The organism is Tenacibaculum singaporense (assembly GCF_003867015.1).
Taxonomy (GTDB): domain Bacteria; phylum Bacteroidota; class Bacteroidia; order Flavobacteriales; family Flavobacteriaceae; genus Polaribacter; species Polaribacter singaporensis.
Genome location: NZ_CP032548.1, coordinates 277736 through 302689, shown reverse-complemented (window position 1 = coordinate 302689; position 24954 = coordinate 277736). Strand labels below are relative to the sequence as shown.

Sequence of the window (24954 nt, the reverse complement as noted above, 5' to 3'; positions counted from 1 at the left end):
ATTAGTTATTATGTAAGTGAATAGCAGTAGTTACATCAGCAAATTTTCTAAACATTTCCATAACACCACAGTATTTTTCTATCGATAAATCTACTGCTTTGTTAATTTTTTTTTCGTCTAAATCACTACCGTAAAAATGATAATCCACTAAAACTTTATGATAATATTTTGGGTGCTCTTCAGTTAATTCACCAGTAACAACAATTTTAAAATCATCAATTTTTACACGCATTTTTTCTAGCATAGGTACGATATCTAAACCAGAACAACCTGCTAACGATGAAAGCATCATAGCTTTAGGTCGTAATCCAGTATTATTTCCTCCATGCTCTTCAGAAGTGTCAATTACTATTGGGTGTCCACTAGGGTTGTCACTTTCAAATTGCATGTTTTCTTTCCAAACCGTTGTAACTGTGTTTGTTGCCATATCTTGATAATTTTTTGTTTATTGCGTAAGTAAGTCTCTGTGTGTTTCGACTTAATTATTTAAATAGTAACACAAACTTACAGCAAAAAGTTAGTATTAAAAACTTAAAAAATAAATCTATGCCTTTAGTAACTCCTTTAGATCCGAATCATGATGCGGAAACTAAAAAATTATCTGATTTTTATAATGAAACCTTAGGTTTTTGTCCGAATTCAGTGTTAACCATGCAACGACGACCAGAAATTTCCAAAGCATTTATCAATTTAAATAAAGCAGTAATGGCTAATCACGGTCGCGTAACTTCTGCTTTAAAACGGATGATTGCTTGGGTAAGTAGCAATGCTACTGGTTGTCGTTATTGTCAAGCTCATGCAATTCGTGCAGCGGAGCGTTATGGAGCTGAACAAGAACAATTGGATAATATTTGGGAGTATAAAACCCACCCAGCATTTTCTGATGCTGAACGCGCTGCGTTAGATTTTTCATTGGCAGCTTCTATGGTTCCAAATATGGTAGATGAAAAGATAAAAGAAGAATTGTATAAATATTGGGATGAAGGTGAAATAGTTGAAATGTTAGGTGTGATTTCTCTTTTCGGGTATTTAAATCGTTGGAATGATTCTATGGGAACAAGTATTGAAGATGGAGCGGTTGAAAGTGGTGAGCAATATTTAGGAAAACATGGTTGGGAGAAAGGAAAGCATGTGTAAAGTAGGATTATCAAAATTAAAAAAGCTCGCAATTGCGAGCTTTTTTAATTAAATATTTATGAGAGTTATTTTTTAAGTAAATCTCTGATTTCTGCTAATAATTCTTCTTGACTAGGTCCTTTTGGAGCCTCTGGAGCAGCTTCTTCTTTTTTCTTCATTGCATTTACTGCTTTTACTACCATAAACATTACAAAAGCTACGATGATAAAATCAATAACATTGGTTAAAAACTCACCGTACATAACAGCAACTTCTCCTGTTACTTTACCTGCTTCATCAGCAACACCTTCTTTAATTATATATTTTACGTCCTTAAAGTCGGCTTTGAAAATAAGTCCAATTAAAGGAGAAACAATTCCTCCAGTGAAAGAGGTCACCACTTGTTTGAAAGCAGCACCCATTACAAAACCTACTGCAATGTCCACTAAATTTCCTTTCATTGCAAAGTCTTTAAACTCTTTGAGCATTCCCATATTTTTGAATTTTAATAGTTAATTGAATTGAAAAGTATAAAAAAATTAGTGTTTTACCAATCTTTTGATGCGTTGAGATAAGGCAGTAAGTATTTCATATGAAATAGTTTCACATTTATGAGCCATATATTCTACGTGTTGTTGATGGTTGAAAATAATAACCTCGTCACCTTCATTACAATCAATTTTAGTAACATCAACCATTATCATATCCATACAGACATTTCCAATGATAGGAGCTGGTTGATTATTAATGAAGACAAATCCATTTTTATTTCCTAGTTTTCTTGATATACCATCTGCATGTCCTATAGGAATGGTAGCACTTCTTGTAGGTTGACTAGCAACAAAAGCTCTATTGTATCCAACTGTTTCACCTGGTTGAACTATATTAATCTGAGAAATTATAGATTTAAGCGTATGCGTATTTTTAAGTTGTGTAGTTTCTTGTTCATCATTTCCAAAACCATATAAGCCTATGCCTAGGCGAACCATATCAAATTGAGCTTGCGGATAATTGATAATACCAGATGTATTTAAAATATGTATCATAGGTTGGTATCCTAAGTGCTCATAAACTTGTTTTACTATATAAGCAAAGTTGTTTATTTGACCTGTAGTGAACTCTTGTTCGTTTAAATCTTCACTAGCAGCCAAATGAGAAAACATTGATTCAACTTTCACATTGTTTGATTTTTTTAGCTCTGCTACAATAGTAGGAACATCAGTATGCCAAAAACCTACTCTATTTAATCCTGTGTTAAATTTTAAATGAATAGGATAATTCATCAAAGGCTCTTCGTCAGCAAGTTTTAAAAAAGCATCAAAAATTTTAAAACTGTATAAGTTGGGCTCTAAACGATACTTAACAATATCTTTTAAATTTTGAATTTGAGGATTTAGAACCAAAATAGGGGTTGTAATTCCTGCTTCACGTAAAGCTATTCCTTCATTAGAATAAGCAACAGCAAAATAATCAACATGGTCTTGCACAATTTTGGCAATTTCTGTCGACTCACTTCCGTAACCAAAAGCTTTAACAACAACTAATATTTTTGTTGTAGGCTGTAGCTTTTGTTTAAAATAAGCTAAGTTGTGTAATACAGCTTTAGCATCAATTTCTAATACGGTAACGTGATTGTTATTCATTATTACTTTCTTTTTTATTGTGTGTTTCGTGTTCTTTCATAGCTTTGTAATAAGCAGCTCTACTTAGTGGTTCATACTCTTGAGTTTCTCCCAAAAAAACTAAGTCATCACTTTGAGCTTTTCTGTAACTATAGTGGGCTAAATTCCCTGTACGAGTACATACGGCGTGTACTTTAGTAACATATTCTGCAGTAGCCATTAACGCAGGCATTGGTCCAAAAGGTTTGCCTTTAAAATCCATGTCTAAACCAGCAACAATAACACGAACCCCTCTATTCGCTAAGTCGTTACAAACAGCTACAATTTCGTCGTCAAAAAATTGGGCTTCGTCTATTCCAACAACATCAACATCATTAGCTAATAATCTAATATTAGAAGATGCAGGAACAGGTGTAGAACGAATACTGTTTTTATTGTGAGAAACTACTTCCTCGTCATCGTATCTTGTATCAACTGCAGGTTTAAAAATTTCAACACGTTGTTTAGCAAACTGAGCACGTTTAAGTCTACGAATTAGTTCTTCGGTTTTCCCCGAAAACATTGAGCCACAAATTACCTCAATCCAACCAAATTGTTCTGTATGATTTACTGTATTTTCAAGAAACATTTTGTAATTTTAAGCTCTAATTATTGATTTTTGTATTACTTTCGAATGAGGAACAAATTTATTAAAATTTAACAGCAAAAATTAAAATCAAACGACAACTTATGCACAAAAAACTAGCATCAGATTTAACCAGTTTAGCACACAGTATCTTACAGATGAAAAATAGAGAAGATGTGTTTGAGTTAAAGCAAAAGGCATATGAGGTTTACGAAAAACTTTCGGTTTTAGCGTATGTAGAAGAATACATAAATAACACTCCTAACCCTACAAAAAATAAAGAGGAGTTGTTAAAAGATGTATTGTTAGCAGAAGAAAAAAAGAAGGCAGAGGCTTTAGTTGAAGAAGAAAAGATACATATTGAGTCTGAGAAAGAAGTTGTAAGTAATTTGATAGTTGAGGTAGAAAAGAAAGAAGAGCTAATTTCAGAAGAAATAATAGTAGAAAAGTCTACAGAACAGATAGAAGAAAATATACAGAAGGAAGAGCTTTTAGAGGAAAGAAAAGTACATCACTTAGAAGAAGACTTAAAAGAAGGTTTTGAGCAAGAAGCAGATGAAATAGCTGAGAAAGTAATTCAAGGAATTAATGAAGAAATAATTACTAATGATATCATTGAGCAACCTTTTGATGAATTAGAAGAGTTACTACATGGCGATGCTGAAGATGTAAAAAATGATGTAAAAGATGTAGGAGAAAGAAAAACACCGACTTTAGAAGATGAGTTACAAGATACGATTTCAGTAGATGTAATGACAGATTTATTTACCAAAGCAGAACCTAAGAAATCACTAAACGATCATTTTCAACAAACAATTCAGATAGATTTAAATGATAGAATAGCTTTTGTAAAACATTTATTTGATGGTGATCAAAATGATTTTAATAGAGTTATTTCTCAACTAAATACTTTTAAAACAGAAAAAGAAGCGAAAAAATTCATCAACAAAATGATAAAGCCAGACTATGATTGGTCTGAAAAAGAAGAATATGAAAATAGACTGTTAGAGATTATTGAAAGAAGATTTGCATAGATGGATTCTAACCTTGTAGTTGTACATACACACTTTCACAATAGAAGAACTGGTGTTACAAGAAGTATTGAAAATGTACTTCCTCAGTTAAAAAAGTTGTGTACAACTTATCTGTATGGATATGGTATTGAAGGAGAAAAAATTACAACTTCTAAGCTAAAAGAGTTATTATTCTCTAAAGAAGATATTGTTGTTCATTGTCATCGTAACAATGAAATTTTAAAAATGCTATGGTATAAGGTTTTAGGGGCAAAGTTCAAATTAGTAGCTACACGACATGCAGAAACAGAGCCATCAGGATTTACCAAGTTATTATTGAAGAAATCAGATGAGGTGATTACACTAACAAGCTCAATGCATAAGAGTTTACGGATACCTAACGTAAAGGTGCCGCATGGTGTAGATACAAACCTTTTTATTCCTAATCCAGAAAAAAAGTTAAGTAATATTGCTCAAAAGAATATTATTCTTTGTACAGGTAGAGTAAGAAAAGCAAAAGGGCAAAAAATATTGTTAGAAGCTGTAGTTCCTAAATTAAAAGAAAATAAAGATTGGGCATTGGTTGTGGTTGGAAAAGTAGACAAACCACCTTTCTTGGAAGAGCTAAAAGAAATAGCCGAAAAAAACAAGGTTAAAAGTCAAGTTTATTTTATTGATGAAACATCAGATATTGTTTCATATTACCAAGCAGCTACAATTTCAGTAGTTCCATCTTTTACAGAAGGGTTTTCTTTAGTTTGTGCTGAAGCAATGGCATGTGGAAATACAGTAGTGGCTACAAATAATGTTGGAGTACACTCTGAGTTGATAACGGATTTAGAATCTGGATATTTGTTTACTTCAGGAAACATAGTTGAGCTTCAGGAAATAATTACGAACCTAATAAGTAAGAAGCTTCCTCATTTAGGAGACAATGCTCGAAACGAAATTGAAGAAAATTGGAGCGCGCAAAAAGAAGCTGAAGGTTTGGTTGAAGTATATAAAGAAATCAATAAAAAATCTTAATAATTAAGTATTTTACCTGAAAAAAGATCAAACTTTTTAATTCAATAAATAATAGCTCCGTAGTTATTAATTGACTTTAAAGGAGTGTTTTTTGATATAGGGGGAAAACCCCTTTTTCCTTTTAGTGTCTGCAAGTGAGTTTGTTAAATATCTGTTAATTGATTAACTTTGTTCTCCTAACTCATAATTTCTTACATGAGTTTTTTTTCTAATCTCTCAACGAAACATCCCTTTTAACCTCTTTATTTTGTAACCTCTCTTAAAACGAAAGATTAATACTTTTAGTTATTTAACAACCTCTTTAATAGATATTTTACAGCTGATTTACTTCTTATATCGGCTAGATGTGTAACCCCTTTAATAACAAAAAATTAAAGAATAATACCATGTAAAATATTACAATATGTTGCTTAATGATACAGAACCTGCCTGTCAAAGGAGAGGGTTAAAAACGTTAAAAAACTGCATTGATGAAGGTTTTAAAAGGTGCCGATATAGTATGACGGGTTTTCTTGTCATGCTTTTTTTGTTTTCAATAAATGCAGTGAATGCGCAGTTAGTAAATACAGAAACTACAGTTCAAGCCAATTTTGGTGTTGATGCTGATGTGTATTCAGGAATAGTATCCTTTCCAAATGGAGCAGTTTTCCCATTTGGAACAGACGATTGGTTTTTAGGAGACTCAGGGAAAGGGGTGATAGACGAAACGCCAACAGCAGTAACAGCTAATCTATTAGTAGATGATAACGCTTCTGCTGAAATAAGAATGAGTGTTCCTATTTATACAGTTGTAGATGGAAGACTTTGGATTGATGCTGTATTTATCAGAGATCAGAATGCTCAGGGTAATAATACAGATTCAAATGTATTTACAGGAGGGTCAGATAAAAACAATGATAATCCAAATACTTGGACAATTACAGATGCTTCAGTACCTCAAAAAAATGATATTATAGATGTTTTTGGACATTTAAGGAGAGAGGGAGCTACTGTAGGAACAGATGAATGGGCTTTTTTAGGGGCTTCAACAAGAAATGATAGTGGAGATAGCTATTTAGACTTCGAATATTTTAGGGAAAAAGTAAACTTAGTAGGTGGAACTATTCAATCAGAGGTGGACTTATCAGCTACAGGAGGAAGAACTCCGTATGTATTTAACCCAGACGGTTCAGTACTACAACATGGAGATATTATCCTTTCTGTTAATTATGCTAATGGAGGATCAAATGCAATAATCAAACTATTTGTTTGGGTTGAATTAGTAGGGGTTCCAGATTCTTATTTCGATACACATAATACATTGCCATTTAGACCATTCGAGTTTAAACAAGATAATAATGGGTATATACAATACGATGGAGGTGATGGAGCAGGTAACTATGGGTATGCCGAAATACAATTAAGACAAGGAGCGCCAGATGCTGTGTTCTCTCAAGTAAATGATGCTGGTTCAGTACCAGCAGGACCATGGGGAACAATTGATAAAGGAGGAAATATAGTATCTGACTATTCAGAAACTACTTTTGCAGAAATTGCAATTAACGCATCAGCATTAGGGTTTGATTCGAGTAGTACTCCAGGAATAGATTGTATAAGTCCGTTAGGAAGTGTAATTGTAAAAACAAGATCATCCGACTCGTTTACTGCAGAGTTGAAAGATTTAGCAGGACCATTTAGTTTAGCAGATACACCTGAAGTAGCAGTGGTAATAGAAGGAGAAGATATAGCTTGTACAGAAGAAAGTATAACACTAACAGCAAACGCAACACCAGAAGGAAATACTTTTACGTATGTGTGGTATAAAGATGATGTTGAGATAGAGGGAGAAACAGGGAATACATTACAAGTTACAGAAGCAGGAACTTATAAAGTAGCAGCAACATTAGAGTTTGCTCCCGGTGTAGTAGGATGTACGGCGGAAGATGAGTTCGAAGTAAATGGAGAGCCTTTAATTCCTTTAAATCAAGTTTGTCCAGAAAACCAAACAATACCAGAATGTACATCACAAGAAGATATTAATAATGCTTTTACTACTTGGTTGTCTGGATTTTCAAATTCAGGAGGAAATGGAACTGTAGTGGAGAAATATTACATAGGAGAAAATGAAGTTGATGTAAATACTCTTGAAGCGCCAGATGCTTGTGGAGGAAGTATAACTTTAAGATATGAGGTTTCTGATGAATGTGAGCAAGTAGTTTCTTGTGAAAGAACATTTACAGTTACACCAGATGATGAAGCACCAGTGATTGCCGACCAAGACGATATCATGCTAGAAGAATGTAATCAAGCATGGCCAGAAGTAGTAAGCACTACATGGACTGACAACTGTGGTATCGGCGGAGAAACCTCAGGTAGCATCAATGGAGTAGCCGGAGAAGTAATGGCCGGAGACGATGGTTGTACTCAGTACCGAGACTACACATTCAACGCAACCGATGATTGTGGAAACCAAGCCACACCAGTAGTAATCCGAGTAACAAGACAATACGATGAAACCGTGCCAGTAATTGCCGACCAAGACGATATCATGCTAGAAGAATGTAATCAAGCATGGCCAGAAGTAGTAAGCACTACATGGACCGACAACTGTGGTATCGGCGGAGAAACCTCAGGTAGTATTAATGGAGTAGCCGGAGAAGTAATGGCTGGAGACGATGGTTGTACTCAGTACCGAGACTACACGTTCAATATTACAGACGATTGTGGAAACCAAGCCACACCAGTAGTAATCCGTGTAACAAGACAATACGATGAAACCGCACCAGTGATTGCCGACCAAGACGATATCATGCTAGAAGAATGTAATCAAGCATGGCCAGAAGTAGTAAGCACAACGTGGACTGACAACTGTGGATCGGGGGAGAAACCTCAGGTAGCATCAATGGAGTAGCCGGAGAAGTAATGGCTGGAGACGATGGTTGTACTCAGTACCGAGACTACACATTCAATATTACAGACGATTGTGGAAACCAAGCCACACCAGTAGTAATCCGTGTAACAAGACAATACGATGAAACCGCACCAGTGATTGCCGACCAAGACGATATCATGCTAGAAGAATGTAATCAAGCATGGCCAGAAGTAGTAAGTACTACATGGACCGATAACTGTGGTATCGGCGGAGAAACCTCAGGTAGTATTAATGGAGTAGCCGGAGAAGTAATGGCTGGAGACGATGGTTGTACTCAGTACCGAGACTACACGTTCAATATTACAGACGATTGTGGAAACCAAGCCACACCAGTAGTAATCCGTGTAACAAGACAATACGATGAAACCGCACCAGTGATTGCCGATCAAGACGATATCATGCTAGAAGAATGTAACCAAGCATGGCCAGAAGTAGTAAGCACTACATGGACTGACAACTGTGGTATCGGCGGAGAAACCTCAGGTAGCATCAATGGAGTAGCCGGAGAAGTAATGGCCGGAGACGATGGTTGTACTCAGTACCGAGACTACACATTCAATATTACAGACGATTGTGGAAACCAAGCCACACCAGTAGTAATCCGTGTAACAAGACAATACGATGAAACCGCACCAGTGATTGCCGACCAAGACGATATCATGCTAGAAGAATGTAACCAAGCATGGCCAGAAGTAGTAAGCACTACGTGGACCGATAACTGTGGTATCGGCGGAGAAACCTCAGGTAGCATCAATGGAGTAGCCGGAGAAGTAATGGCCGGAGACGATGGTTGTACTCAGTACCGAGACTACACATTCAATATTACAGACGATTGTGGAAACCAAGCCACACCAGTAGTAATCCGTGTAACAAGACAATACGATGAAACCGCGCCAGTGATTGCCGACCAAGACGATATCATGCTAGAAGAATGTAACCAAGCATGGCCAGAAGTAGTAAGCACAACGTGGACTGACAACTGTGGAATTGGGGGAGAAACCTCAGGTAACATCAATGGAGTAGCCGGAGAAGTAATGGCTGGAGACGATGGTTGTACACAATACAGAGATTACACATTCAATATTACAGACGATTGTGGAAACCAAGCCACACCAGTAGTAATCCGTGTAACAAGACAATACGATGAAACCGCGCCAGTGATTGCCGACCAAGACGATATCATGCTAGAAGAATGTAACCAAGCATGGCCAGAAGTAGTAAGTACTACGTGGACCGACAACTGTGGTATCGGCGGAGAAACCTCAGGTAACATCAATGGAGTAGCCGGAGAAGTAATGGCTGGAGACGATGGTTGTACTCAGTACCGAGACTACACGTTCAATATTACAGACGATTGTGGAAACCAAGCCACACCAGTAGTAATCCGTGTAACAAGACAATACGATGAAACCGCACCAGTGATTTCCGATCAAGACGATATCATGCTAGAAGAATGTAACCAAGCATGGCCAGAAGTAGTAAGCACTACATGGACTGACAACTGTGGTATCGGCGGAGAAACCTCAGGCAGTATCAATGGAGTAGCCGGAGAAGTAATGGCTGGAGACGATGGTTGTACTCAGTACCGAGACTACACGTTCAATATTACAGACGATTGTGGAAACCAAGCCACACCAGTAGTAATCCGTGTAACAAGACAATACGATGAAACCGCACCAGTGATTGCCGACCAAGACGATATCATGCTAGAAGAATGTAACCAAGCATGGCCAGAAGTAGTAAGCACTACGTGGACCGATAACTGTGGTATCGGCGGAGAAACCTCAGGTAGCATCAATGGAGTAGCCGGAGAAGTAATGGCTGGAGACGATGGTTGTACTCAGTACCGAGACTACACATTCAATATTACAGACGATTGTGGAAACCAAGCCACACCAGTAGTAATCCGTGTAACAAGACAATACGATGAAACCGCACCAGTGATTTCCGATCAAGACGATATCATGCTAGAAGAATGTAATCAAGCATGGCCAGAAGTAGTAAGCACTACATGGACCGACAACTGTGGTATCGGCGGAGAAACCTCAGGTAGTATTAATGGAGTAGCCGGAGAAGTAATGGCTGGAGACGATGGTTGTACTCAGTACCGAGACTACACGTTCAATATTACAGACGATTGTGGAAACCAAGCCACACCAGTAGTAATCCGTGTAACAAGACAATACGATGAAACCGCACCAGTGATTGCCGACCAAGACGATATCATGCTAGAAGAATGTAATCAAGCATGGCCAGAAGTAGTAAGTACTACATGGACCGACAACTGTGGTATCGGGGGAGAAACCTCAGGTAGCATCAATGGAGTAGCCGGAGAAGTAATGGCCGGAGACGATGGTTGTACTCAGTACCGAGACTACACATTCAATATTACAGACGATTGTGGAAACCAAGCCACACCAGTAGTAATCCGTGTAACAAGACAATACGATGAAACCGCGCCAGTGATTGCCGATCAAGACGATATCATGCTAGAAGAATGTAATCAAGCATGGCCAGAAGTAGTAAGCACTACATGGACCGACAACTGTGGTATCGGCGGAGAAACCTCAGGTAGCATCAATGGAGTAGCCGGAGAAGTAATGGCCGGAGACGATGGTTGTACTCAGTACCGAGACTACACATTCAACGCAACCGATGATTGTGGAAACCAAGCCACACCAGTAGTAATCCGTGTAACGAGACAATACGATGAAACCGCACCAGTGATTGCCGACCAAGACGATATCATGCTAGAAGAATGTAACCAAGCATGGCCAGAAGTAGTAAGCACTACGTGGACCGACAACTGTGGTATCGGGGGAGAAACCTCAGGTAGCATCAATGGAGTAGCCGGAGAAGTAATGGCCGGAGACGATGGTTGTACTCAGTACCGAGACTACACATTCAATATTACAGACGATTGTGGAAACCAAGCCACACCAGTAGTAATCCGTGTAACAAGACAATACGATGAAACCGCGCCAGTGATTGCCGACCAAGACGATATCATGCTAGAAGAATGTAACCAAGCATGGCCAGAAGTAGTAAGCACTACGTGGACCGATAACTGTGGTATCGGCGGAGAAACCTCAGGTAGCATCAATGGAGTAGCCGGAGAAGTAATGGCTGGAGACGATGGTTGTACTCAGTACCGAGACTACACATTCAATATTACAGACGATTGTGGAAACCAAGCCACACCAGTAGTAATCCGTGTAACAAGACAATACGATGAAACCGCACCAGTGATTGCCGACCAAGACGATATCATGCTAGAAGAATGTAACCAAGCATGGCCAGAAGTAGTAAGCACTACGTGGACCGACAACTGTGGTATCGGGGGAGAAACCTCAGGTAGCATCAATGGAGTAGCCGGAGAAGTAATGGCCGGAGACGATGGTTGTACTCAGTACCGAGACTACACATTCAATATTACAGACGATTGTGGAAACCAAGCCACACCAGTAGTAATCCGTGTAACAAGACAATACGATGAAACCGCGCCAGTGATTGCCGACCAAGACGATATCATGCTAGAAGAATGTAACCAAGCATGGCCAGAAGTAGTAAGCACTACGTGGACCGATAACTGTGGTATCGGCGGAGAAACCTCAGGTAGCATCAATGGAGTAGCCGGAGAAGTAATGGCTGGAGACGATGGTTGTACTCAGTACCGAGACTACACATTCAATATTACAGACGATTGTGGAAACCAAGCCACACCAGTAGTAATCCGTGTAACAAGACAATACGATGAAACCGCACCAGTGATTGCCGACCAAGACGATATCATGCTAGAAGAATGTAACCAAGCATGGCCAGAAGTAGTAAGCACTACGTGGACCGACAACTGTGGTATCGGGGGAGAAACCTCAGGTAGCATCAATGGAGTAGCCGGAGAAGTAATGGCCGGAGACGATGGTTGTACTCAGTACCGAGACTACACATTCAATATTACAGACGATTGTGGAAACCAAGCCACACCAGTAGTAATCCGTGTAACAAGACAATACGATGAAACCGCGCCAGTGATTGCCGACCAAGACGATATCATGCTAGAAGAATGTAACCAAGCATGGCCAGAAGTAGTAAGCACTACGTGGACCGATAACTGTGGTATCGGCGGAGAAACCTCAGGTAGCATCAATGGAGTAGCCGGAGAAGTAATGGCTGGAGACGATGGTTGTACTCAGTACCGAGACTACACATTCAATATTACAGACGATTGTGGAAACCAAGCCACACCAGTAGTAATCCGTGTAACAAGACAATACGATGAAACCGCACCAGTGATTGCCGACCAAGACGATATCATGCTAGAAGAATGTAATCAAGCATGGCCAGAAGTAGTAAGCACAACGTGGACTGACAACTGTGGAATTGGGGGAGAAACCTCAGGTAACATCAATGGAGTAGCCGGAGAAGTAATGGCTGGAGACGATGGTTGTACTCAGTACCGAGACTACACATTCAATATTACAGACGATTGTGGAAACCAAGCCACACCAGTAGTAATCCGTGTAACAAGACAATACGATGAGACTGATCCTGTAATAGTCGATTTACCTGAAAGTCTTGAATTATGTGATGAAGGATTACCAGAAATGTTAAATGCTAGATGGACAGATAACTGTTCAGCTGGTGGAGACTTAGTAGCATATCCTACAAATATAAGAGAAGAAGGTTGTGTTCAGTACGCAGACTATGTTTTCACAGCAACGGATAATTGTGGTAATAGTGTTACTGAAACAGTAACAATGTCAAATAAAACAGATTTATTTGAAAACTGTGAAACTGCATTTGCAAGAGGTAACGATTATACATGTTTCCTAGATGATGGCTTTAACCGTTGGGGTTGGACAAATTACTTTGCAGAAGAAGGTATCTATACAATGCCTTTATATTCAGGAGCAGCGCAATGTGATACTTCTAAGGGTGTACAATCAGGAGAGGTAACAGTTACCTATCAAGATGGGTATGTATCAGTAGAATACAACCTATTCGAAGGATATGTAATGAGTGTTGCACATGTGTATATAGGATGTGAAAAATACCCTAGCAATAAAAAAGGTAAAACAACTGTAGCTCCTGGACAATATAATTTCAATACAAGTACATTGGATTATGTGTCTAATTATACAGTAGGACCTATTGAAGCTAGTGGACCAATATATGTTATTGCTCATGCTGTAACCTGTGAAGAAGTTTGTAGATGTCACGAGTCAGTTGATAATGGTGGAACGTTTACTCCAAGTGGTTCTGTAGAACCTTGTAACGAAGAAGCGCTAGATCCAGTTCAACAGGAACCATTAAGCTTTAGTGCTTACCCTGTACCATTTGAAAATGAGTTGACAGTAGAGTATAATTATAAGTTTGATACCAATGTAGCTATTGAGATTTATACTATGAATGGTATTTTGATTAAAAGGGTAGAAAATAACTCTTATATCAAAGGAGCCAAGGAGCAGATGATAATAGATTTATCAAATGTGCAAAATCAAGCTTTAATTGTAAGAATGATTACAAGTAGAGGTGTTGTTAATAAGAAAATTATAGCAATGCGTCCTAAAAAGAGAAAGTAATCTGAATTATGAGTTGTTTAGAGAGGTCTGTAAAAAAGCTTCTCTAAACATACCTTTGAAACCGTAACTAATCAAACAAAAGAAACGCTAAGACAATCGTCTTAGCGTTTCTAATTTATTAGAGAAGTTTTTATTAAACTTTGAAGGTAAGCATAGGTTTTATTGATTTTTTAGATAAATGCTTAGTAATACTTCCATTAAAAATGTGAGCTAAACCACTTCTTCCGTGGGTTGCTAACGCAATAATGTCTGCATTAATCTTATTGGAAAAGTTTAAAATTCCTTTTTCGATTGAAGAATCGTTGTAAACGTTAATAGTGTAGTTTTTTAAATCATATTTTGCGATAAATTTTTTAATTCGTTTGTTGGTTTCTTGAGTATTTTCAAATTTTTGAGGAGTGTTTATTTTTAATAGATGAATTTTGCTGTCAAAATTCTGAGCAAAGTCTAAAAATCGTTCAAAAGCTTGTGTTTTTTCAGGTTTAAAGCTTGAAGCAAATACAAGGTTTTTAGGAATGAAATGATCCTCGTTTTTTTTAGTAACGATAACTGGGATGTCAGAATTTCTTACAATTTTCTCGGTGTTAGAGCCTATAAGAATTTCCTCTAAATTTGTGTGACCTTTAGCTCCCATAATAATGAGATCAGTTCCATTCTTTTTAGAGTAATCTTGAATTCCATCAAAGGGAGTTTGAAATCGGATAGCATGTTTGATATTGTTGTTTTTTGGAAAAAACTGTTTTTTGTAATCAAGCATTCTGTCACGAACTTTTCTAATATACAACATGCTTTCAGGAATACTAAAATTAGTCCCTGATCCCATGTCTACAAATCCAGTAGGAAGTTCAACCATATGAAGTAGGTGAACTTCGCTATTAGCTTTTTTAGCTATTGTCGAGGCAAGCTTCGAAGCATATTCCGAAGGTTTTGAAAAATCGATTGGTACTAGTATTTTTTTCATAATAAGAAGATTTAAAGAGAGATAGTCTCTTAAATATACGAAAAAACAATTAACAAATAAAAGATATTTGTGTGTTAATGAATAACTTACTATATTTGCAGCAAATTTATTAATCAGATAGATGAAGGGGACGAGAGTCCCCTCTTTTTATACCTAAGATGAATCAAGAACGAGTTAAAGAATTATTACAAGAAGCCTTACAAGAAAACGAATCGTTATATTTAATAGATTTACAATTCTTGGCAGACAATAAAATAAAAGTAATAGTAGACGGTGACTCTGGTGTGCCTCTAAGCGAATGTATTCGTATTAGTAGAAATATAGAGCATAATTTAGATAGAGAAGAAGAAGATTTTTCGTTAGAAGTTACAACACCAGATATCGCTCAGCCATTAACTGTTAAGCGTCAGTATAAAAAGAATATTAATAGAATTCTAAAAGTTAAAACAGCAATTGAAGAATTCGAAGGAACATTAACCGAGGTAACGGAAGATAATATCACGTTACAATGGAAAACAAGAGAACCTAAACCAATAGGTAAAGGGAAACATACGGTAGAGAAAACAAAGACACTAGCGTATCAAGATATTAAAGAAGCAAAAGTGAAGATCATATTTTAATTAGAGAATGAAATGGAAAATATTGCGTTAATAGAATCATTTTCGGAGTTTAAAGATAATAAAAGCATAGACAGAGTAACATTAATGTCTATCTTAGAAGAAGTATTTCGTGCTGCCTTAAAACGTAGATTTGGGTCAGATGAAAACTTTGATATCATTATCAACCCAGATAAAGGAGATTTAGAGATTTGGAGAAACCGTGTGGTGGTAGCAGATGGAATGTCTGAAGACGATAATGAGGAAATTGAACTTTCAGAAGCAAGAAAAATAGAGCCAGATTTTGAAATTGGTGAAGATGTTTCTGAAGAAGTAAAGTTAGTAGATTTAGGTAGACGCGCTATTTTAGCATTGCGTCAAAACTTAATTTCTAAAATTCACGAACACGATAGTACAAACGTTTTCAAGCAATTTAAAGATTTAGAAGGAGAAATTTATAGTGCAGAAGTGCACCATATTCGTCATAATGCTGTAATTTTGTTGGATGACGAAGGAAACGAGATTGTTTTACCAAAGAGTGAGCAAATTCGTTCTGACTTCTTTAGAAAAGGAGATGCAGTTAGAGGAGTGATAAAATCAGTAGAGTTAAGAGGTAACAAACCAGCTATTATTTTATCAAGAACTTCGCCAGCGTTCTTAGTGAAACTATTTGAACAAGAAATTCCTGAAGTTTTCGACGGTTTAATTACTATTGAAGGTGTTGCACGAATTCCTGGAGACAAAGCAAAAATAGCAGTAGATTCTTACGATGATAGAATTGATCCTGTTGGAGCTTGTGTTGGTGTAAAAGGTTCTCGTATTCACGGTATCGTTCGTGAATTAGGAAACGAAAATATAGACGTAATCAATTATACGAAAAACGAACAGTTATTCGTAGCAAGAGCATTAAGTCCTGCAAAAGTAACTTCTGTAGACATTCAAATGTATGAAGAAGAGAAAAACGGTAAAAAAGGACGCGTAAACGTTTTGTTAAAACCAGAAGAAGTATCAAAAGCAATTGGTAGAGCAGGTGTTAACATTCGTTTAGCAAGTGAATTAACAGGGTACGAAATAGATGTTCAGAGAGAAGGAATTGAAGAAGAGGATGTAGAATTAACAGAATTCTCTGACGAAATCGAAGCTTGGGTAATTGAAGAATTCAAGAAAATAGGTTTAGATACTGCAAAGAGTGTTTTAGAAAAAGACGTGTCAATGTTAGTACAAAGAACCGATTTAGAAGAAGAAACAATTTTAGATGTTCAACGAATTTTAAGAGAAGAGTTCGAAGAATAAATATAAATTATAAAAGGAAGCTAGTTTCCTACGAGTATATACTCATGTAAAATCTAGCAAAAAGCAGAAAAAAAGCATAACTATGCGTTTTACGTGTAAAGTGTGTTTTTTCAATAAAAAGTATAAAACAATATATGGCTGAAGGCAAAAAATTAAGACTAAATAAGGTTTTAAGAGAACTAAACATTTCTTTAGATAGAGCTGTAGAACACCTAGCTAAAAATGGCTATGAGATAGAAGCTCGCCCTACTACCAAAATATCAGATAAAGAATATCAAATTTTATTTGATGGTTTTCAAACTGATAAATCTAAAAAGGTGGCCTCTAAAGAAGTTAGCGAAGAAAAGAAAAAAGAGAAAGAGGCAATTCGTCAGCAATTAGAGCAAGAGCAAGAAAGAAAACGATTAGAAGAAGAAGCTAAAAAACAAGAAGTTTTAAAAGCCAAAGCTGAAAAGTTAGAACTTAAAACAGTAGGTAAGATAGATGTTGAAACAGGTAAAGCTGTTGAAGATAAACCTGAGGTAGTAAAATCAGAGCCTACAAAAAAAGAGGAGAAAGTAGAGGAACCTAAGAAAGAAGAACCTGTTCAACCAGTTCAAGAAACTAAAAAAGTGGAAGAATCTGTAAAGGTTGAAGAGAAAAAGCCAGAGCCTCCAAAAACTGAAAAGCCAAAAGAAAAAACAGTTGATACTCCTAAAAAGGAAGTAAAAAAAGAACAGCCTATAGAAGTAAAAAAGACTGTTGAAAAAAAGGTTAAAGAGGTGAAGCAATCAGAAAAAGAAACTGAGGTTACTCCAGAGAACGCTGAGAAAATTAAAACTCAGTACAAGAAATTAGAAGGTCCTAATTTTACAGGTCAAAAAATTGATTTAAAACAATTTGAAAGACCAAAAAAGAAAAAACCAGAAGCTAATAAGACAGACGGAGATAAGAAGAAGCGTAAGAGAATTAGTAAACCTGGAACTCCTGGAACTGGAGCAAAACCACAAGGAAATAATAGGGGAGGAGGTCAAAACCGAGGAGGCCAAAGAGGTGGAAACCGAGGAGGTCAAAGAGGTAGAAGACCAAGTGCAGCTCCGAAAGAAGAACTAACAGAAGCACAAATCCAAAAACAAGTTAGAGAAACCTTAGAAAAACTTCAAGGTAAATCTAAAAAAGGGAAAGGTGCTAAATATCGTAGAGATAAAAGAGATGCTCACCGTCAGCAAAGTGAAGCTGAATTACAAGCAGCACAAGCTGAAAGTAAGGTGTTAAAAGTAACAGAATTCGTTACTGTAAGTGAAGTAGCTACGATGATGGATGTTCCTGTTACTCAAATTATTTCTAGTTGTATGATGCTAGGAATGATGGTAACAATGAACCAACGTTTAGATGCTGAAACATTACAAATTGTTGCAGAAGAATTTAACTATACTGTAGAGTTTGTTGGAGCTGAAGTAGAGGAATCTATAGAAGAAGTAGAAGACAAACCAGAAGATTTAATAACTCGTGCACCTATTATTACGGTAATGGGACACGTAGATCACGGTAAAACATCATTATTAGATTACATCCGTAACGCGAATGTTATTGAAGGTGAATCAGGAGGTATCACGCAGCACATTGGTGCTTATGCAGTGAAGGTAGGAGATCAGAAAATAGCCTTCTTAGATACCCCAGGTCACGAAGCCTTTACAGCGATGCGTGCTCGTGGAGCTCAAGTAACGGATTTAGTTATTATTGTAGTAGCTGCCGATGATGATGTAATGCCGCAAACAAAAGAGGCGATTTCTCACGCGCAAGCGGCAGGAGTGCCAATTATTTTCGCAATAAACAAGATAGATAAGCCTAACGCGAATCCAGATAATATTAAAACACAACTTTCTTCTATGAATTTATTAGTAGAAGATTGGGGAGGTAACATTCAATCACAAGAAATTTCTGCTAAAACAGGACAAGGTGTTGATGAGTTATTAGAAAAAGTATTATTAGAAGCGGAAGTATTAGAGTTAAAAGCAAATCCTAATAAAAATGCAAACGGAGCTGTAGTTGAAGCTTTATTAGATAAAGGTAGAGGGTATGTATCTACAATATTAGTACAAGCAGGTACATTAAAAATTGGAGATTACATCTTAGCAGGAAAACATAGTGGAAAAGTAAGGGCTATGTTTGATGATAAAGGAAGAAAAGTAAAAGAAGCAGGACCTTCTACGCCAGTATCAATTTTAGGTTTAGATGGTGCACCACAAGCAGGTGATAAATTTAATGTATTTGAAGATGAGCGTGAAGCTAAGCAAATAGCAGCAAAACGTTCTCAATTACAACGTGAACAATCTGTTAGAACGCAAAAAACATTAACGCTTGCAGAAATTGGTCGTCGTATTGCATTAGGAGACTTCAAAGAGTTAAATATCATCTTAAAAGGAGATGTGGATGGTTCGGTAGAAGCGTTAACAGATTCGTTCCAAAAACTATCTACAGAAGAAATTCAAGTGAATATTATTCACAAAGGAGTTGGAGCAATTACAGAATCTGACGTGTTATTAGCAACTGCTTCAGATGCAATTATCGTTGGGTTTAACGTACGTCCGCAAGGAAATGCACGTTCGGTAGCAGATAGAGAAGAAGTTGATATTAGAACTTACTCAATCATTTATGATGCTATCAACGACCTGAAAGATGCAATGGAAGGAATGTTATCTCCTGAAATGAAAGAAGAAGTTCTTGGTAATGTTGAAATTAGAGAAGTTTATAAAATTTCTAAGATTGGTAACATTGCAGGATGTATGGTGATGACAGGGAAAATTACAAGAGACTCTAAAGTTCGTGTAATTAGAGATGGAATTGTAGTTCATGATGGTGTATTAGCTTCATTAAAACGTTTTAAAGACGATGTTAAGGAAGTAACTAAAGGATACGATTGTGGTCTTCAAATTAAAGGATATAACGATATTAAAGAAGGAGATACATTAGAAGCTTATACTGAAGTAGCAGTTAAGAAAAAACTTAAGTAATTACTTTAATATAGAATATAAAAGGTGCCTAATTAGGCACCTTTTTTTATGCTTTATGATTAAAAATGACTTTTTTTACCCCATTCATTATCAAGGGTTTTAAAAAAGATGTTATTATCCATTATTACTCGCAAGTGATGTTTAGAGGGATTAAACTGTTGTAAATGAGTGCGGAAAAAAAAATTTGATTGTATACTGAAAACTATATATTGCATATCGTTAAAAAACCCTTCAAATTATTATTTTAATAATAAAAAATTAACAATTTCTTTCTAGATAAGTTTTGTTTACTGTTTTTTAACAAAACAAAGAACACTATTAAGTGTTCTTAAAATTAATTTTTAAACATTCACAACATGAAAAGAATTTTTCTTACCATGGCAATTGCTGCTGGAATTTTAGTAGGTTGCCAAACAAACGAGCAAAATCCAGATTTAGAACCAGAGGCAGATGTAACAACGTTGCAAAAAGCAGAAAAACAATGTTTTGCTAATGATGTTTTAGAGGCAAATATGGCTAATGATCCTAGCTTAAAAAGCAAAATGGAAAATATTGAAAACTTTACAGCATCTTACTTACAAAAAGTTAAATCTGGAGATGTTCAAGCTAGGTTAGTAAATGGAAAAATACAAATACCAGTAGTTTATCACGTAATTTATCGTCAAGCAAGTGAAAACTTATCGTTATCAGTATTACAAGACCAAATTGATGCATTAAATGAAGATTTTAACATGCAGAATCCAAACAGAGGGGCAATGCCTGCTGAGTTTGCTGGAGTTGAAGCAAATGTAAATATCGATTTTGTTATTGAGGACGTAATTAGAGTTCAAAATACAAAAAAGAGAAGCTGGAGACCAGATGATTCAATGAAATTCACTTCTTCAGGAGGTAGTGATGTTGTTAATCCACAAGAATTTTTAAACATTTGGATTGTTAACGTTATGCCATATAGAGGAGGTCAAATTTTAGGGTATGCACAATTCCCTGGGGGTAGCTGGTCTACAGATGGTGTAGTTTTAGCACATAGTTTTGTTGGTCGTAATCAAAGAACGGCTACGCATGAAGTTGGTCACTACTTAAACTTACGTCACATTTGGGGTGATGGTGGATGTGGTGCTAGCGACTTTGTTGCTGATACTCCTGATGCTGATGGAAATAGTAGAGGATGTCCTACTTACCCAGTAATTGAATGCGGAAGTGCTAATATGACTATGAACTTTATGGATTATTCTGATGATAGCTGTATGTATATGTTTACAGAAGGTCAAAAAGCTAGAATGGATGCAGTATTTGCTCCAGGAGGATTTAGAGCTACTATGGCAGACTAATCTGTTTCTAATACGAAATTCATATATTAAGACGTTCTTTATTTAAAAGAGCGTCTTTTTATTATCATAAACTAAAAAGTAAGAATAGATGAAATACCTAAAAATAATAACTCCTGTAGTATTTTTATTAATGATGAACTGTGCTGCACAAAATAAAACAAAAGAGTTTGATAAAATAGCTTATGAAGCTCAAACTAGAGGGAGTGTGGTGAAATTAACTATTGAAGGAAATAACTTATCATACAAAACATATCGAAAAGAAGGAGCTAAAGAAGTAACTAAAGAACAACTAGAAGAGTTAAAAGCTATAATTAATGAGTTGAATTTAGAAGAAATAAGCAATTTAAAGGCGCCAAGTGAAAAAAGAATAACCGATGGGGCTTTGCATGCGGAATTTACTATTAAAATTGCTGATAAGGAATATAGGTCAAGTACATTTGATGCAGGTAACCCACCAAAAGAATTAAAAAAGCTAGAAGATTTTTTATATAAGCTTTCCGATGTAAAAGAATAAATAAACAAAAAACCGAGCAATTTGCTCGGTTTTTTGTTTATTTATTCTTTTTATAAATTTTACTTTTTTTACCGTCTTTATCAATAAAATAGAAACCTTCAGGTAGGTTTTTAATAACATTAGTTTCTTCTATTTTATTGTTGATAGTAGTTTCTTTAATCTTATTCCCGTTTACATCATGAATAGTCAACTGAGTAGGTGTTTTTGAAGAAGAGGAGTTAGCACTAGCGTAAGCCTGATTGTTACTCTCATTAGATTCAGACGTATTTCCATGGTAATCTGCTATAGCATGTAAATAATTAAAGTTTGAAAGGTTATATCCTAAGTAATTATCCCATATATATATTTCTGAGCACATCTCTTTAGTTTGGTTTGGAGCTATGTTTAACGAAGAGCTAGGATAAGGAAGGTTAGCTACAATACTTGAACTATTCAAGCTTGAGCTGTTTGTTAGAATTAAAGCTGTATTATTAATTGTACCGGTTGCAGCTCCTATGTTTTTAATATTAACACAGAATTTATGGTTTTGGTTGGTTCTTAGAGTTAATGCTCCAGATGTGTCTGTACTCGTATAAGTTCCTCCTGCATTGATAGACATACTAGCGACAACAAAATCAGGGTCACCAACAGGACACCCATTGTTAGAAGAAGGACCTGCTTGGTTAGGGCAGTTGTCTTGCCAGTTTTGTACCCCATCACCATCTGAGTCTCTATTGTCTTGTGAGTCGCATGCATCACCAATACCGTCATTATCGATGTCATTTTGATTTGCATTTGAAGTGTTAGGGCAGTTGTCTTCAGTATCATTTATTCCATCTCCATCGGTGTCCGTATTACAAGTAATATCTATTATATCACTAACATTGCTCTCATTTATGAACTCATCAGCATCTTGATCTGAACTATCTTCAGCCTGTATTATTTTTCCATAAAAATTTTGACCATCTACATCCTGAAAATAGTAAACTTCATTTATTTCTAATTTAGAAACTAAATATATATTTAGTTTATGGTGTTTCGAACCTAGATCATTACAAAATGATTCAGTTGCAACAGAAATTGAGTTTCCTAAATCTTTAACTCTGTGGTATTTGTATGATTGACCAAAACAGAATAAAGGAATAGTGAATAAAAATAATAAGGTAATTTTTTTCATAGTTTTTATATTTTATAATTAATCATTATAAAAATCAAGTTTTTTTCTTATTCATAAGTTAACCTGGGATTATCAAAAAGTAAATAAATAGAAATAAAAAAACCGAGCATATTGCTCGGTTTTTAATAAATGATTTATTAGGTAAGCTATTATAATCCAGCTTCTTTCCATGACCAAGTTGAAATATCAACTTTAGTTCCTGTTTTGTAATCAGCTGTAGTAGAAGCAGCTTCTCCATCAATTACTACGTTTGCTAAAGGTCCTCCATCTTTCATGTCAATGTTTTTGTCATACCCTTCTAACCAGATATTAGTAATGGTAGCTCCAGATGTCTTTTTAAATTGTAAAGCGGTACCACCAACAGTTGAAATAGCTGTTAAGTTTTCAAACTGAGGATTGTTGTTTACTTTATCTCCTTCAAAAGCAGTTGAGAAACCAGCAATAGTGTGAGAAATGTAAGTATTTGTTACTTTTCCGTTCCATCCTTCTGTCCAATCTACAGAATCATCTTCGTTATTTTCTAAGTATAGGTTAGTTGCAGAAACAGTTCCTCCAAAAAATTCAACTCCATCATCAGCACCGTTAATTACAGCGATATTTTCAACAACAGTTCCAGACCCTACTGAGTAGAAAGAAACTCCGTTATATTGAGATTCAGTGTTAATTTGAGCACCAGTACCTTTAATTACTAAGTTTTTAATAACTCCAGAGTTATCGTCATCTTGAGTACCACCGTAGATAAATCCTCCAACTTCAGCTGTAACATCTGTACCAGCAGAAGTTGTTGCTTTACCACAAATAGTTAAACCACCCCAATCTCCTGGTTTTCCAGCAGCAGAAGCCATCACTACAGGAGCATCAACAGTTCCATTAATGTTGATTTTTCCACCTTGTAAAACAGCTATATATACATCAGTTCCTTTTGGATCAACAATAATTTTTGTACCCGCTTCAATATTTAACGTAGCTCCGTCTTTTACGATATAAGATCCAGTTAAGTTATAAGTCTTATCAGAAGTTAATGTTACGTTTCCTGTAACTTCACCTACTAAAGGAGTAATTTCAACGATTTCACCATTGATAAATGACCAGCCAGAGATATCAACTTTAGTTCCTGCTTTGTATTCAGTATCTAATTTTGCAGCTTCTCCTTCGATAATAACGTTTGCTAAAGGACCACCGTCTTTCATATCGATATTGTCATCATATCCTTCTAAGAATAAGTTTGTAATAGTAGCACCAGATTGCTTTTTAAATTGTAAAGCAGTACCACCAACAATTGATTTAGCTGTTAAGTTAACTAACTTAGGGTTTTTGTTGTCTTTGTCAGCCTCTACAACAGTTGAGAAACCAGCTTTTGTATTTACTACATAAGAGTTTTCAACTGTACCATTCCATCCTTCAGTCCAGTCAATAGCATCATCTTCTAAGTTTTCTAAATATATATTTTTAGCAGAAACAGTTCCTCCAAAAAATTCAACTCCATCATCAGCTCCATCAAATACAGCAATGTTTTCAACTGTAGTTCCAGAACCTACTGAATAGAAAGAAACTCCATTGTATTGAGATTCAGTGTTAATTTGAGCACCAGTACCTTTAATTACTAAGTTTTTGATAACTCCTGAGTTATCATCATCTTGAGTACCACCATAAATAAATCCACCAACTTCAGCAGTAACATTTGTACCTGCAGTAGTGGTAGCTTTACCACAAATAGTTAAACCACCCCAGTCACCTGGTTTACCTTCACTAGAACTCATAACTACTGGGTTGCTGTTAGTTCCGTTAATGTTAATTTTTCCACCTTGTAAAACAGCAATATAAACATCTGTTCCTTTAGCGTCTGCAACAATACTAGTTCCTGCAGGAATAGTTAATGTAGCCCCGTCTTTAATAACGAAAGAGCTAGTTAAAGAATAAGAGGCATTTGATAATGTATAATCTTCTGAAAGCTCACCACTCATGATTCCGTTTTGTAATTTTTCTACAACATCAGAAACATCTGGAGGTAAAATAGCTGGGTCGTCACTACCACAACTTGTAAAAGTTAAAGCTGCAGCAGAAAGAGCTGCTATACTTAATAATTTGAATGATCTTTTCATTTTGACTTCTTTAGTTTAATTTTATTCTGCAAATTAAGAGCCTGTATTTTTTGTTTCTTTTAACTGAATATTAATTGATTGTTATATAAAACAATGAATATTAATTTAAGGTTAAT

The 24954-nt window shown here is 36.1% G+C and carries 17 protein-coding genes; 10 read left to right on the top strand and 7 right to left on the bottom strand.

The window, feature by feature from the left end:
• Nucleotide 1: 1 nt before the first annotated feature.
• Nucleotides 2-427, bottom strand: a complete 426-nt coding sequence (locus tag D6T69_RS01370) for an OsmC family protein (RefSeq protein WP_028891787.1) — start codon at nucleotides 425-427, stop codon at nucleotides 2-4.
• Between the two features lie 119 nt (nucleotides 428-546).
• Here D6T69_RS01370 and D6T69_RS01365 point away from each other — a divergent pair, with 119 nt between their 5' ends.
• A complete protein-coding gene (locus D6T69_RS01365) occupies nucleotides 547-1137 on the top strand; it encodes a carboxymuconolactone decarboxylase family protein (protein WP_125066097.1) in 591 nt (196 codons plus the stop codon).
• Between the two features lie 65 nt (nucleotides 1138-1202).
• Here the strand turns inward: D6T69_RS01365 and mscL are convergent, their stop codons facing one another.
• The 3 genes from mscL to D6T69_RS01350 are packed head-to-tail and all read right to left on the bottom strand — an operon-like array spanning nucleotide 1203 to nucleotide 3366.
• Nucleotides 1203-1604, bottom strand: a complete 402-nt coding sequence (gene mscL, locus D6T69_RS01360) for a large-conductance mechanosensitive channel protein MscL (RefSeq protein WP_125069126.1) — start codon at nucleotides 1602-1604, stop codon at nucleotides 1203-1205.
• Nucleotides 1605-1655: 51 nt separating this feature from the next.
• Nucleotides 1656-2759, bottom strand: coding sequence for an alanine racemase (gene alr / locus D6T69_RS01355; protein ID WP_125066096.1), 1104 nt, complete (start codon nucleotides 2757-2759; stop codon nucleotides 1656-1658).
• The gene (locus D6T69_RS01350; protein ID WP_125066095.1) at nucleotides 2752-3366 is read right to left on the bottom strand and encodes a thymidine kinase; all 615 of its coding nucleotides are present in this window, start codon (nucleotides 3364-3366) and stop codon (nucleotides 2752-2754) included. The genes alr and D6T69_RS01350 overlap by 8 nt, the downstream gene beginning before the upstream one ends.
• Nucleotides 3367-3467: 101 nt before the next feature.
• Here D6T69_RS01350 and D6T69_RS01345 point away from each other — a divergent pair, with 101 nt between their 5' ends.
• The 4 genes from D6T69_RS01345 (at nucleotide 3468) to D6T69_RS01330 (ending at nucleotide 13895) form a co-directional block, all read left to right on the top strand.
• Nucleotides 3468-4397 (top strand): hypothetical protein, encoded by a 930-nt coding sequence (locus D6T69_RS01345; RefSeq protein ID WP_125066094.1) that lies wholly within the window; start codon nucleotides 3468-3470, stop codon nucleotides 4395-4397.
• A complete protein-coding gene (locus D6T69_RS01340; RefSeq protein ID WP_125066093.1) occupies nucleotides 4398-5402 on the top strand; it encodes a glycosyltransferase family 4 protein in 1005 nt (334 codons plus the stop codon).
• 499 nt (nucleotides 5403-5901) lie between these two features.
• On the top strand, nucleotides 5902-8292 hold the full coding sequence (locus D6T69_RS01335; protein ID WP_125066092.1) for a hypothetical protein: 2391 nt from the start codon (nucleotides 5902-5904) through the stop codon (nucleotides 8290-8292).
• Between the two features lie 11 nt (nucleotides 8293-8303).
• On the top strand, nucleotides 8304-13895 hold the full coding sequence (locus D6T69_RS01330) for a T9SS type A sorting domain-containing protein (protein ID WP_125066091.1): 5592 nt from the start codon (nucleotides 8304-8306) through the stop codon (nucleotides 13893-13895).
• A gap of 133 nt (nucleotides 13896-14028) precedes the next feature.
• Here the strand turns inward: D6T69_RS01330 and D6T69_RS01325 are convergent, their stop codons facing one another.
• A complete protein-coding gene (locus D6T69_RS01325) occupies nucleotides 14029-14856 on the bottom strand; it encodes a universal stress protein (protein WP_125066090.1) in 828 nt (275 codons plus the stop codon).
• 158 nt (nucleotides 14857-15014) lie between these two features.
• On the opposite strand from D6T69_RS01325, the gene rimP reads away from it, so the two are divergent.
• The 5 genes from rimP to D6T69_RS01300 all read left to right on the top strand — a co-directional run bounded on the left by rimP (nucleotide 15015) and on the right by D6T69_RS01300 (nucleotide 21580).
• Complete coding sequence (gene rimP, locus D6T69_RS01320) at nucleotides 15015-15476, top strand: ribosome assembly cofactor RimP (protein WP_125066089.1); 462 nt, start codon at nucleotides 15015-15017, stop codon at nucleotides 15474-15476.
• A gap of 12 nt (nucleotides 15477-15488) precedes the next feature.
• Complete coding sequence (nusA, locus tag D6T69_RS01315; protein ID WP_125066088.1) at nucleotides 15489-16745, top strand: transcription termination factor NusA; 1257 nt, start codon at nucleotides 15489-15491, stop codon at nucleotides 16743-16745.
• A 134-nt stretch (nucleotides 16746-16879) separates the two neighbouring features.
• The gene (infB, locus tag D6T69_RS01310) at nucleotides 16880-19738 is read left to right on the top strand and encodes a translation initiation factor IF-2 (protein WP_125066087.1); all 2859 of its coding nucleotides are present in this window, start codon (nucleotides 16880-16882) and stop codon (nucleotides 19736-19738) included.
• 356 nt (nucleotides 19739-20094) lie between these two features.
• Entirely contained in the window at nucleotides 20095-21066 is a 972-nt protein-coding gene (locus D6T69_RS01305; RefSeq protein WP_125066086.1) for a zinc metalloprotease, read from the top strand.
• 88 nt (nucleotides 21067-21154) lie between these two features.
• Nucleotides 21155-21580: a hypothetical protein gene (locus D6T69_RS01300; RefSeq protein ID WP_125066085.1), complete on the top strand. Its 426-nt coding sequence runs from the start codon at nucleotides 21155-21157 to the stop codon at nucleotides 21578-21580.
• Between the two features lie 37 nt (nucleotides 21581-21617).
• Here the strand turns inward: D6T69_RS01300 and D6T69_RS01295 are convergent, their stop codons facing one another.
• Both D6T69_RS01295 and D6T69_RS01290 read right to left on the bottom strand, forming a co-directional pair.
• Nucleotides 21618-22736 carry a thrombospondin type 3 repeat-containing protein gene (locus D6T69_RS01295; protein ID WP_125066084.1) on the bottom strand — a complete coding sequence of 373 codons (1119 nt, stop codon included), beginning with the start codon at nucleotides 22734-22736 and terminating at the stop codon, nucleotides 21618-21620.
• A 149-nt stretch (nucleotides 22737-22885) separates the two neighbouring features.
• Complete coding sequence (locus tag D6T69_RS01290; RefSeq protein WP_125066083.1) at nucleotides 22886-24838, bottom strand: hypothetical protein; 1953 nt, start codon at nucleotides 24836-24838, stop codon at nucleotides 22886-22888.
• Between the last annotated feature and the right edge of the window lie 116 nt (nucleotides 24839-24954).